This is a genomic window from Streptococcus troglodytae (genome assembly GCF_002355215.1).
Classification (GTDB): Bacteria; Bacillota; Bacilli; order Lactobacillales; family Streptococcaceae; genus Streptococcus; species Streptococcus troglodytae.
Genome location: NZ_AP014612.1, coordinates 833,205 through 845,562, shown reverse-complemented (window position 1 = coordinate 845,562; position 12,358 = coordinate 833,205). Strand labels below are relative to the sequence as shown.

Here is a 12,358-nt window from a genome sequence, read left to right as displayed (position 1 = left end):
TAGGGTAGAAAATTATACATTGCATAGCTGTATGACTTTCTATCCTATGTTTTTCTCTTTTTTCAATCTGTTTTCTTAAAAAATAACAAATCTTATCTATAGAAATGTTATTTTAATTTTTGATTTTTGCTGCATAGACTCCTTGATCAGAGATAGTATCTGAGATAAAGGAACCATTGCTAGTCCGTTCAGATAGCGAGAGTTCAGCCAGATTAACTTCATATTTTTCCAGACTTTGCGACTGAATCTCCAGAATTTCTTCTTGCCCTTGCTCACCCATAGTGGTAAAGAGGTCAATCTCTCCTGCTGCTTCGGATAAGACTGGTCCTGCCGTAAAGACACGATGAGGTTTACTCTTAAGCTCACGGAGCACTTGAAGCCCACGTTTGGCACGGCTAGTTACTGGGATAAGATTGGTTGACATCCGTTTGAGACTGCCTCTTTGTGTCAAAATATAAATACTATCCGTATTGGCAATAAAGGCAGCAGCCAAAGAATCCCCCTCTTTGAGGTTAATAGCCTTAACCCCTGCTGCTTTAGGACCGACAATAGGTACTTCTTCAATATTGAAACGAAGCGCATAGCCTCTAGCAGTAATTAGCATCACATCATCTAATTTAATTGGTGATATGCGGACAACTTGATCACCATCACCCTTTAACTTAGCATATTTGACTGCTTTAGACTTATAACTCCGCCAAGGTGTCAAATCGCGACGTTCAAACCGTTTAATTTGTCCCAGACGAGTGGCGGCATAGTAGGTGCCTTCTTCAAAATGATCCACTAAATCAACAAAAAGAATTTCTTCATCCGTCGCAAAATTGGTAATGTTTTGGCTGAGGTGCTCACCGATTTCCTTCCAGCGAATATCAGCTAATTCATGAATTGGCCGATAAATGACATTTCCTAAATTAGTAAAAATCAGCAGTTCTTGTGTGGTCTTAGCATTCTGAATGAAGATGACATCATCATCATCACGCTTTCCAAGTTCTTCAACTGTTGAAGCATTGAAGGAACGCGGACTTGTTCGCTTAATATAACCGCCGCGTGTGACACTGACATAGGTTTCTTCTTCCACAATCAGACTGGCTGTATCAATTTCAATGGTTTGTGTCTCAGCTTGTAATTCGCTCAAACGTGGATTGCCAAATTTCTTTTTGACTTCACGCAATTCACGCTTCATCACATTATACATGGTGCGCTCATCACCAATAATAGCATTGAGAGTTGTAATGCGTTCACGCAATTCAGCTTCTTCATTTTCCAAAGTAACAATATCGGTATTGGTCAAACGATACAGTTGCAAGGTGACAATGGCCTCTGCTTGTTCTTCTGAAAAGTCATAGCTAACCTTAAGATTTTCCTTGGCATCAACTTTATTTTCCGAAGCACGAATAAGTGCAATTACTTCGTCTAAAATAGAGATAACCCGAATGAGTCCTTCAACAATATGGAGACGTTTTTCGGCTTTTTCCTTGTCAAATTTAGAACGTGCAACAATAATGTCTTTACGATGAGCGATATAGCTCGTTAACATTGGAATAATGCCAACTTGCCGCGGTGTGTAATTATCGATGGCCACCATATTAAAATTATAGTTGATTTGCAAATCGGTGTATTTAAAAAGATAATTTAGAATCGTTTGCTCATCAGCATCTTTCTTAAGCTCGATAGCAATGCGCAGACCCTCACGGTCAGATTCGTCACGAACTTCGGCAATTCCAGGAACCTTATTGTTAAGACGAACATCATCAATTTTCTTAACTAGAGCTGCTTTATTGACTTCATAAGGAATCTCTGTCGCTACAATCTGCTTCTTCCCACCCTTAAGATTTTCAATTTCAGTGCGAGAGCGAACACCAACGCGTCCTTTACCTGTTTCGTAAGCTTTGCGAATTTCATCTTTCCCTTGAATAATGGCTCCTGTTGGAAAATCGGGTCCGGGTAGAAATTCCATGAGTTTATCGAGCTTAGCTGATGGGTGATCAATAAGATAGACAACCGTATCAATTACTTCTGCTAAATTGTGCGGTGGAATATCGGTCGCATAACCCGCAGAAATCCCTGTTGCACCATTGACCAAGAGATTAGGAAAGGCCGCTGGCAAAACAGTTGGTTCTTTTTCGGTATCATCAAAGTTCCAAGCCCAAGCTACCGTATTCTTGTCAATATCTTGGAGCAAATAATCTGCAATCTCTGATAGGCGCGCTTCTGTATAACGCATGGCTGCTGGCGGATCACCGTCCATAGAACCGTTGTTTCCGTGCATTTCAATCAAGGTTTCGCGGTTCTTCCAATCCTGACTCATACGAACCATGGCATCATAGATAGAAGAATCTCCATGCGGATGGAAATTCCCCATAACATTACCGACAGATTTAGCTGATTTACGGTAACCTTTATCATATGTATTGCCATCTTTATTCATAGAATAAAGAATACGGCGCTGTACGGGCTTGAGACCATCACGAATATCTGGCAGCGCCCGTTCTTGAATGATATACTTGGAGTAGCGGCCAAAGCGCTCTCCCATGATGTCCTCAAGGGACATGATTTGTATATTGGACATAATTAAGATACAAAGGGACGTTTCGGCTTGCCGAAAAATTTCGTAGAAAAATAGGAAATCTGACGAAGATGCTTCAGCATCTAGGAAGATTTATCTTTTTTCCTAGGAATTTAGTCCCGTGTTCAGTTTTAAAGAATCAACTGAATAATCCTTTCTTTGTTTCTTTAAAGGAAATTAACCTTTTGTTTTTCTAAAGTTTTTTGATGTTTTACTTAGGTGGGGCGATCGTGATGAACCTGACCGCACTTAGGTCTAGGATTTTCTCCACTAAGTTTCGAGACTTAGGTTCAAAACTTCCCGTATTTTTCCCACATTGTAAAACATCAGGCTGGCAAGCTTTGCTCGCTAGCTGGTGCTGTTTATAATTCTCCTGTCTGGTAGAGAGTGTAGCCTTCATAGTAATAGCTGTGGTCTATACCTTTCATATAGAGTTCGCGATCATTGATTTGACTGGTAAGGGCTTGGCAGAGGACGTATTTGATTTCAGTATTGCGGATAGGGCTGCGTTCCATGGCAAGGAGATAGTCTTCTTTATCCACCTGCGACCAGTCAATCACCCGTCCTAGCTTTTCTTTTAGTAGATGATCTAGCCAAAGCCTCATGCTTCGACCGTTGCCTTCGCGAAAAGGATGGGCAACGTTCATCTCGACATATTTTTCGACAATCTGCTCAAAAGTCTCTTGCGGCATGCTGTCAATATGCTCCAAGGAAGCTGCCAAGTACATGACAGGAGCAAAGCGAAAGTCGCCTTTAGCAAGATTGACTGTGCGAATCTGGCCAGCAAAATCGTAGATCTCCTCAAAGAGAAATTTATGAATAAAAGCTAGGGTCTCAAAACAACCAGCTTCCTTGCCATCAAGCAGCCTTTCTTCAAAAAGCTGCTTAGCACGGGCCTTGCTGATTTTCTCCTCTGCTTTCGCTAGGTCAAGCGAGTCGGTCAAACCAAGCTTATTATCAAGTGTCATAGGTCAACTCCTTTCATTAATAACTCTTGTCACATATAGGAATTTCCTTATAATTAGTAGACCTCGTTAAAACACCGTATTCTCCTCCAAGGTAAACTTAACGTTATCTTCAATCCATTTGCGACGAGGTGGGACTTTGTCCCCCATGAGGACGTTGACGCGGCGTTCGGCACGCGCTAGATCTTCAATAGTTACACGAATGAGGGTACGATTTTCGGGATTCATAGTTGTCTCCCAAAGTTGGTCAGCGTTCATTTCTCCCAGACCTTTGTAGCGCTGGAGCATAGCTCCTTTACCAAATTTTTTGCGGAGATCTTCTAATTCACCGTCTGTCCATGCGTATTCTACGACTTCTTTAGCTCCTTTACCCTTGGACATCTTGTAGAGAGGAGGTAAAGCGATGTAGACATGTCCTGTTTCCACCAATGGTCTCATGTAACGATAGAAAAAGGTTAAGAGCAGAGTCTGAATATGAGCACCATCGGTATCGGCATCGGTCATGATAATGATTTTATCATAATTAGAATCGTCAACCTTGAAATCAGGACCGGCACCAGCACCTATGGTATAAATCATGGTATTGATTTCTTCGTTTTTGATAATATCATCCATTTTGGCCTTGGCGGTATTGAGTACCTTACCACGTAAAGGAAGAATAGCCTGAAACTTCCGATCGCGTCCTTGTTTAGCTGAACCACCGGCAGAATCCCCTTCGACCAAATAGAGTTCATTTTTCTTAGGGTTTTTAGATTGGGCTGGTGTGAGCTTTCCGGAAAGAAGCCCTTTATCCTTCTTGTTTTTCTTTCCATTTCGGCTATCGTCTCTGGCTTTACGGGCCGCTTCACGCGCTTCACGCGCTTTAATAGCTTTGCGTATGAGGTTAGAAGCTAATTCACCATTTTCCATTAAGAAATAGGTCAATTGATCCGACACTAAACCATCAACGATAGGACGAGCTAGGGGGCTTCCCAACTTATCCTTGGTTTGCCCTTCAAATTGCAGATGCTCTTCTGGAACAAGGATAGAAAGGACAGCAGACAAGCCTTCACGGTAATCTGATCCTTCTAAATTCTTATCTTTTTCCTTGAGCAAACCTGTCTTTCTGGCATAATCATTCATGGCCTTGGTAATGGCAGATTTGAGTCCCGTTTCGTGCGTTCCGCCATCTTTGGTACGAACATTATTGACAAAGGAGAGAATATTGTCTGAGAAGCCATCATTGTATTGCAGAGCAACTTCTACCTGAAAATCAGCTTCTTCCCCTTCAAAATAAATAACTGGTGTCAAGGTTTCCTTGTCTTCATTAAGATATTCTACGAAGTCTTGAACCCCATTTTCATAATGAAAGGCAACATGTTCTGTCTCTTCTAGTCTTTCATCTGTCAAGGTCAAAGTCACATTCTTAAGCAGAAAAGCGGACTCATTAAGTCTTTCAGCAATAGTATTATAAACAAAATTAGTCGTGGAGAAAATGCTGGCATCTGGCATAAAGGTAACCTTGGTTCCCGATTTTGACTTGGGAGCCTTGCCAACCTTCTCCAAAGTTGTTACTGGTTTGCCACCATCTTCAAAACGTTGTTTGTAAACTGTACCATCGCGTGTAATTTCAACTTCCAGCCAACTGGACAGCGCATTGACAACAGAAGAACCCACACCATGCAAGCCTCCAGAAGTCTTATAGCCGCCTTGTCCAAACTTACCGCCCGCATGAAGAACAGTAAAGATAACCTCAACAGTCGGAATGCCCATAGCATGTTTACCTGTTGGCATCCCTCGTCCATGGTCAGCTACCGTTATACTACCATCTTTGTTAATGATAACATCAATTTGATCACCAAAACCAGACAGAGCTTCATCAACAGCATTATCAACGATTTCCCAAACCAAATGGTGCAGGCCTGTCCCATCTGTCGACCCAATGTACATTCCTGGGCGTTTACGAACGGCATCCAAACCTTCTAAAACCTGAATGGCATCGTCATTATAATTATTAATATTAATTTTCTTTTTAGCCAAAGTTGACCTCCGATTATTTCATCTTTTTTATCTTACAGGTTTTTTAGGAAATTTGCAAAGTAATTTTTGAAAATCAAGAGATTTTCTTTAAAGGATTTGTTATAATAATGTTATGAAACTAATTATTTTAATAATTGTAGCCTACCTTCTAGGGTCTATCCCGACAGGACTTTGGATTGGCAAATATTTTTACGGTAAAAATTTACGAGACTATGGCAGCGGTAATATGGGAACCACTAATACTTTTCGTGTCTTAGGCCCAAAAGCTGGGGCATTAACGTTTACAGTTGACTTTTTAAAGGGAACGCTGGCAACTCTGTTGCCTATGTGGTTAGGGGTAACCCATATTTCTCCTTTGCTGTTTGGTTTTTTTGCTATTTTGGGACACACTTTCCCTGTTTTTGCCAATTTCAAGGGTGGTAAGGCTGTGGCAACTTCAGCAGGTATTTTGTTAGGTTTTGCTCCTCTCTATCTTATTTTCCTTTTATCCATTTTCTTCCTTACTCTTTATCTAACCAGTATGATTTCCTTATCAAGTGTCATTGCTGCCAGTGTTGCTATTATTACTGTTTTAATTTTTCCTGCTTTTCATTTTCTTTTAAAAGATTATGATCTTCTGTTTGTCTTAATTGTTATTTCAGCAGGCAGTTTGATTATCATACGCCATCGTGAAAACTTGGTACGTATTAAAAATAAAACCGAAAGCTTGGTTCCTTTTGGTCTCAATATTACTAAACAAAAAACACATTAAAAAGAGTTCCCTCAATCGAAATAATTGAGGGATTTTTTACGTGTTTAAGAAATAAAATAGTGACGATTTTTAATTTTCTTTTCCGTAAGCTTTACGATAGCTACTGTACAAGCCATAAGAAGTTAAGGAAAGGCCTGCTAAAATCACAAGAACAGAATGACAGCTGCCAGTTAATGGCAATTCTTGTTTTTCTTGATAGGAAAGGAATCTTTCTGTTAATGGACTTGTCTGATGAAGAGCAGGGATTAGTAAGGATTGGTCTGCTCTCCAATTTTTTGAATAAGACAAGGCAATAACTTCTGACTTTTCTTGACCAGGGTCAAAACCCTTTTGAGGAACAGTAGCCTTGTTATCAGCAATTAATTGCAGATAATCAGGATGTCCATCACCATCTGAGTCCTTGGTTGATGACAGGGAAATGCTGCGCGAATTAGGGTTAATCACTCGATATTGTGTCAAATCAGCATGAGATAAATAATCAGTGAAGATACTGTCCATAGATGGACCTTCTTCGCGGCTGCCGCCCAACATGGTATAACCATCACCGCCTGCTGCTAGAAAATCATTTGTGACGAGATAGTAAGTTTTCGTTAGAGCCAGAGGCTGATAGATCTTTGTTTCTGGGTCTAAAATTGCAATATGAAGGATACGTTTTCCCGGCTCTAGATTAGTATCATAATAAACCTTGGCACCAGCAATCTGTAAGAAACCGCCGCTTGGCTCAAGCAATGGCTGACCATTTTCGTCAAGAACAGGCTTGCCCTTATCATCTACTTGTAAAATAGAACCGAGAGATTTGGTAAACATATCTTTGATACTCTGCCCTGTCACAGCGATTTGCGCAACGCTATTACCAAAAGGCAAAACAGCAATAATATTTCCTTTGGTAATCGGCTTATCCTTGGCAATTGTTTCACGAAGACCACCGCCATTAGTAACAGCTAAATTGGACTTACGTGAAAAGCCCGTTTGCCCATAATCAAGCAAGGCATCTGCTACTGCATTCCCCAGATTTGTCTCACGAACACGCACATTCATGCGATCGCCATTGAGCTCAACTGGACTATTGGCAATTAAAATGGTAGAACTGTCAGCTTTATACTTAGTCTCAATCTGATCAACCATCGTCTGCACATTGGGATCAGCTGCTACTGTCTTGGCATCCTGAGCAGAAATCAAGGCATTGCTTAAGATCTCCTTGGAATTGAGCTTAATCAGATCAACATTATTGAGATAACTTCCTGTTTGATTATAGCTCACATTGCCATAGGTTTGCGTTTTAGCTGTATGCGAATGACCATCAAGTACAATGACATTTTTACCAGCCAGCAGGCTATTCTTAGCCAGAGCTTGAGCGAGACTGTCTCCGCGCCACTCTTCTTTAGTTGTTGTATCAACGCCTAGATGTCCCAAAATAATATAATTTTTATAAGTCTTTCCTTGCGCTCTAGCCTGTGCTTCAGTTTGAGCAATAACATTGTTAACCTCAGTAATCGGATCAGTAAAAGTCACGCCCAGAACATTGCGTGGATGGGTTTTGGTAGCTGTTTCAGGTGTCGTGACACCAATAACAACATATTCATCCCCATCAATGTTTTTATTTTTATCAATAACTGTCGAAGCTTGAAAAAGACGGACACCATTGACATAAATATTCGAACTGATAATTGGAAAATCAAGTTTCTTGACCAAAGTCTTTAATTGATCCAAGCCAAAATCAAATTCATGATTTCCCACCGTCATGGCATCATAACCCGTAGCATTCATGAGAGCTACTGCATCTTCTCCCTTGCTATTATTGGTAATTGGCAGACCTTGGATAGCATCTCCGGAATCCAATAGCAAGGTAGTCCCTTTTTTTCTGGATTCAGCTGCAATTCCTGCTAATTTTGGCATACCAATAACACCATTGCTGCTATCTTCTAAGAAACGCCCATGCATATCATTGGTGTGGAGAATGGTAGTTGTTGCTTCATCTGATACGGAATTAACAGCAGTTTTAGGGCTGCTGCTTGCTGAAGCTGATGAAGCTTCAGCAGAATGACTATCTTCAAAAACTGATTTGGAATCATCAGCAGATTTTTCTGCTGCAACAGAAGAAATTGCATCAGAGACCTGACTAGTCTCTTGGCTTGAATCAGCTGTCTGTTCAGAAAAGGAAAGACTGCTTGATTGACTACTGCTATCAGCAGAAGGTTGCGTCGTTAAATCGTCTGCATAAACGTGTGCTGTTAAAATAGCACCAGACAAAAGCAAAGTTGATAAGACCGGTATAATAATTGCTTTCTTTTTCATCATATTCCCTACGTTAAATATATCATTTTTTTAAATCGTTAAGAACTTATATTTATCACCCTTTTTGATAGTTTGCTTGGGTAGACGGAATTTCTTTATTGAAAGTGGAACAAAGATCGGTAAATCGTAAAAAATGATGGCTTCAATTTATTGTCCCATCCTCCGCAAAGTGGATTAGATAAGCTTTAACAAGTTCCCTTTCCCTAGACTATTGGAATTATCTCTTGCCCTGAAATGTTTGAGATAAGAACCAAGATACGAAAATTCCAGTCACTATGTTAAACTGAATCCTCTGCACAATAAAATGTTTTGCCTCATTTATGCTTGATAAATCACTTCACCAGAACAAATGGTATATTTGACTTGGCCCTTTAAGGTTTCACCAATAAAGGGCGAATTGGCGGCCTTAGAAGCAAAGTGATTAGAAACCAGACGGTTCTCCTTATCCGCAAATATCACAAGATCAGCAGGACCATTTTCTGCTAAATAGCCAGCATCAAAATCATAAAGCTGTGCTGGATTGATGGTCATTTTGGCTAAGAAGTCCATCAAACTAAGATGTCCTGCTTCTACCAAATAAGTCAAGCCCAACGATAGAGAGGTCTCCAAGCCTGTCATTCCTGATGGCGCCTTAGTCATATCTGCTACATTTTTTTCATCCGCATGATGGGGAGCGTGGTCTGTTGCGATGACAGAAATAACACCTGACTTGAGCCCTTCAATCACAGCCAAACGATCTGACTCCAAACGAAGAGGGGGATTCATCTTAGCATTGGCTCCTTTTTCCAACAAAAGATTTTCTGTCTTGGAAAAATGCTGCGGTGCTGCTTCTGCTGTTACTTGAGCGCCTAGTTTTTGTGCAAATTCAACTACTTTGACAGACTCTGCTTTGGATAAATGTTGAATATGGATATGAGCCTGCCTATCGTAAGCAATCATGACATCACGCGCAATCATACTGTATTCTGCAACGCCTGTTGCTCCACAGATCTTAAAATGCTCTTTGGCAATTTTTTCATTAAAACCTAAAATGCCATTTAACTCTGGATCTTCTTCATGCAGACTGATAAAAGTGCTATTCTTCTTGGCCAAATCCAAAGCTTCCTTGACAACTTTAGAGCTTGTCAAAGGAATGCCATCATCTGAAAATCCAACTGCTCCTGCTTTTAAAAGTGTTTCAAAGTCAGTCAAATGTTGACCATCAAAATGCTTCGTAATGGTAGCTACTGTTTTAATATGAATATTTTCTTTAGCGGCGCTTTCTAAAACTTCTGTCAAAGTTGCCACATCAGAAATCGTTGGTGTGGTATTAGCCATCATAACAACTGTCGTTACTCCGCCAGCTGCTGCTGCCAAAGCGCCTGTATGAATATCTTCCTTATGGGTTTGGCCAGGTTCACGAAAATGAACATGGACATCAACCAAACCAGGTGCTACAACAAGACCTTCTGCATCAATAACCTGAGCATCCACAGACTCAATATTTTCTGCAATCTTGACGACCTTTTTACCATCAAGCAAAACATCTGATACCTGATCAAGACCAGATTTAGGATCAAGAACACGACCGTTTTTTATAAGTAACATAACATCTCCTTATTTAAGCCAATCAATGGGTTCTAAACCTTGCGCCACTAAAAAATGATTTGTCTGTGAGAAAGGTTTACTGCCAAAAAATCCTCGATGAGCAGACAAGGGGCTAGGATGGGGCGATTCAATAATATGATGAATGGAATTGGTAATAAGTGCCTTTTTCTTACGTGCAAAACCACCCCAAAGGATAAAGACAACCGGTGTCTCTTTTTGATTAACAACCTTAATAACGGCATCCGTAAAGGGTTCCCAAATACCATTAGCATGGGCATTAGCCTGATGTTCAGGAACAGTTAAACTAGCATTTAGCAAAAGCACACCTTGTTTGGCCCAAGAGGTCAAATCATGACTTTGCTTTTGTCCAATATCATCTGCTAGTTCTTTTAAAATATTTTGGAGAGATGGCGGAGCAGGCACTTGATCAGGTACAGAAAAAGACAATCCCTGCGCCTGATTGGGGCCGTGATAAGGATCCTGACCAATAATAACAACCTTAACCTTATCCAAAGGTGTGGTCTGGATAGCATTGAAGACCTTATCTCTAGGCGGATAAATAATACCTTGTGCATACACTTCATTCATAAAATGATTAATCTGAGCAAAATAGCCTTCTGGAAGTTCTTTCTTAATCAAATCATGCCAAGCTGAATGTTCCATACATTTCTCCTTACTAAATTAATCAATAAACACTGAGTTTTGCTTCCAAATGATTTTGAAACATTGCAAACAAAAACAAAGAAGCCAATAAGTAAAAGCAATCAAAATATACATAGACATGTAATCATATTCGCGGCCATCAATAATTTCACATTTTAAAAATATCTGGTACTGTAATCATAGCTACTAAAGAAGAGCTTTTGAGCATATCCAGCATAACATTTCCCAAAGGCGGAAATAGCAATCCGAAAGGCCTGTGTAAAATAATATTTTTTAAAATGGATCTCATGAGCAAACCAAGAGACCTAGCCGCTTCCCATTGTCCCTTATCAACTGCTGAGATAGAAGCTCGAAATATTTCGGCTATATAGGCGGCATTGACAGTGCTAAAACCAATATAGGCGCAAATCAAAGCAGGCAACTGCACCTCAAAATAAGGCAGACCAAAATAAAGGACAAATAAAACGACAAGCATAGGAACACCACGCATGATAAAAATATGCATCTGTGCCAAGGATCTAAGCCAAAAATTCTGAGACATCCTCAGGAAAAAAAGTAAAGATTCCCAAGAGGCAGACTATCAGAAAACTGAGAACCGAAATACCCAAGGTACATGAAATACCTGTCAAAATAAAGGATAAACTTTTGATGATCAGATGAAAATTAACAAACATTACATCTGTCCTTATCTTTCTATCTAAAGCTGAAATAGCTGAAAAACAACACGCACCTATTAAACCTATTGTAACAAATTTTTAAACAGCATTCCAGTTACGAAAAACAAAATAAAGCGATCCCTTGAAAAGAGATCGCTTGCTATTAATCAATGTCAGAAATGGCAATCTTTTGATCTCACGCACCGTCTTGGTCAGGGCAAACTAAACATAGGCACCTGCCAACCTCTAAAAAAATGAGTCCTACTGGAATGCGATCAGGTGTTGGTTTCAGACTAATAAGACCATTAAAAGAAGCAGGAATCCGAATGGGGCCACCACCATCGCTGGCAGCCGCTAAGGGCACAACACACCCGAACTAACAAAGACTGCGGCACCACCACTGGAGCCACCCGCATTGTGGCTGACATCATCAGGTAGATTGACCTACCGTGCAAACTAGAGTCACTAATATTCTTACAAGCAAACTCTGGCGTATTGGTACGACCAAGAATATGAACCCCCAAGGCTTCTAAGCTTTTGACATAGTTGTCAGAATGACTGGCACGATAATTAGCCAGCAGACGAGAGCTTGACGTTGATCATTCCCCAGCCTATTCCTGTCCTAAATCTTTGAGAAAGAGAGGAACACCTGCAAAAGGTTTTCCTGTGAAATCGCGTTTCCGCGCTTCTTGTAAAGCTTTTTCATAGCGTTGACTGACGATAAGCATTTAAGAAAGGATTATGCTTTTTAAGCTTTTTCAATCGTCAATTTACTAGTTCTCTAGGAGAAACGTCTTTTGCTTCATTGTATTGGCATAGCTGTTGCATCTGGAAATTGCATCTTATGCTCCTTTCG

The 12,358-nt window shown here is 40.3% G+C and carries 7 protein-coding genes and 2 pseudogenes; 1 reads left to right on the top strand and 8 read right to left on the bottom strand.

Features of this window, described 5'->3' with window-relative positions; genetic code table 11:
* Positions 1-112: 112 nt before the first annotated feature.
* From parC to parE, 3 genes are all read right to left on the bottom strand, one after another.
* Complete coding sequence (gene parC / locus SRT_RS04315) at positions 113-2,569, bottom strand: DNA topoisomerase IV subunit A (RefSeq protein ID WP_128833173.1); 2,457 nt, start codon at positions 2,567-2,569, stop codon at positions 113-115.
* Positions 2,570-2,928: 359 nt separating this feature from the next.
* Positions 2,929-3,534 carry a protein adenylyltransferase Fic gene (gene fic, locus SRT_RS04310; protein ID WP_128833172.1) on the bottom strand — a complete coding sequence of 202 codons (606 nt, stop codon included), beginning with the start codon at positions 3,532-3,534 and terminating at the stop codon, positions 2,929-2,931.
* A 66-nt stretch (positions 3,535-3,600) separates the two neighbouring features.
* Complete coding sequence (parE, locus tag SRT_RS04305) at positions 3,601-5,550, bottom strand: DNA topoisomerase IV subunit B (protein WP_128833171.1); 1,950 nt, start codon at positions 5,548-5,550, stop codon at positions 3,601-3,603.
* A 112-nt stretch (positions 5,551-5,662) separates the two neighbouring features.
* Between parE and plsY the strand changes: the two genes are divergently transcribed.
* Positions 5,663-6,301: a glycerol-3-phosphate 1-O-acyltransferase PlsY gene (plsY, locus tag SRT_RS04300; protein ID WP_128833170.1), complete on the top strand. Its 639-nt coding sequence runs from the start codon at positions 5,663-5,665 to the stop codon at positions 6,299-6,301.
* A gap of 69 nt (positions 6,302-6,370) precedes the next feature.
* On the opposite strand, the gene nt5e is transcribed toward plsY, so the two are convergent.
* The 5 genes and pseudogenes from nt5e to SRT_RS11085 form a co-directional block, all read right to left on the bottom strand.
* Positions 6,371-8,596, bottom strand: coding sequence for a cell surface ecto-5'-nucleotidase Nt5e (gene nt5e, locus SRT_RS04295; protein ID WP_161940025.1), 2,226 nt, complete (start codon positions 8,594-8,596; stop codon positions 6,371-6,373).
* 318 nt (positions 8,597-8,914) lie between these two features.
* A complete protein-coding gene (locus SRT_RS04290) occupies positions 8,915-10,183 on the bottom strand; it encodes a dihydroorotase (protein ID WP_128833168.1) in 1,269 nt (422 codons plus the stop codon).
* A gap of 9 nt (positions 10,184-10,192) precedes the next feature.
* The gene (locus tag SRT_RS04285) at positions 10,193-10,846 is read right to left on the bottom strand and encodes a uracil-DNA glycosylase (protein WP_128833167.1); all 654 of its coding nucleotides are present in this window, start codon (positions 10,844-10,846) and stop codon (positions 10,193-10,195) included.
* 22 nt (positions 10,847-10,868) lie between these two features.
* Positions 10,869-11,520: pseudogene (locus SRT_RS04280) on the bottom strand (amino acid ABC transporter permease).
* 129 nt (positions 11,521-11,649) lie between these two features.
* Positions 11,650-12,343, bottom strand: a pseudogene (locus SRT_RS11085) (amidase family protein); the annotation flags it as partial.
* Between the last annotated feature and the right edge of the window lie 15 nt (positions 12,344-12,358).

Excerpts from the sequence above, each read along its gene's own strand:
- parC (WP_128833173.1), bottom strand. The coding sequence starts at position 2,569 with ATGTCCAATATACAAATCATGTCCCTTGAGGACATCATGGGAGAGCGC.
- fic (WP_128833172.1), bottom strand. The coding sequence starts at position 3,534 with ATGACACTTGATAATAAGCTTGGTTTGACCGACTCGCTTGACCTAGCG.
- plsY (WP_128833170.1), top strand. The coding sequence starts at position 5,663 with ATGAAACTAATTATTTTAATAATTGTAGCCTACCTTCTAGGGTCTATC.
- nt5e (WP_161940025.1), bottom strand. The coding sequence starts at position 8,596 with ATGAAAAAGAAAGCAATTATTATACCGGTCTTATCAACTTTGCTTTTG.
- SRT_RS04290 (WP_128833168.1), bottom strand. The coding sequence starts at position 10,183 with ATGTTACTTATAAAAAACGGTCGTGTTCTTGATCCTAAATCTGGTCTT.
- SRT_RS04285 (WP_128833167.1), bottom strand. The coding sequence starts at position 10,846 with ATGGAACATTCAGCTTGGCATGATTTGATTAAGAAAGAACTTCCAGAA.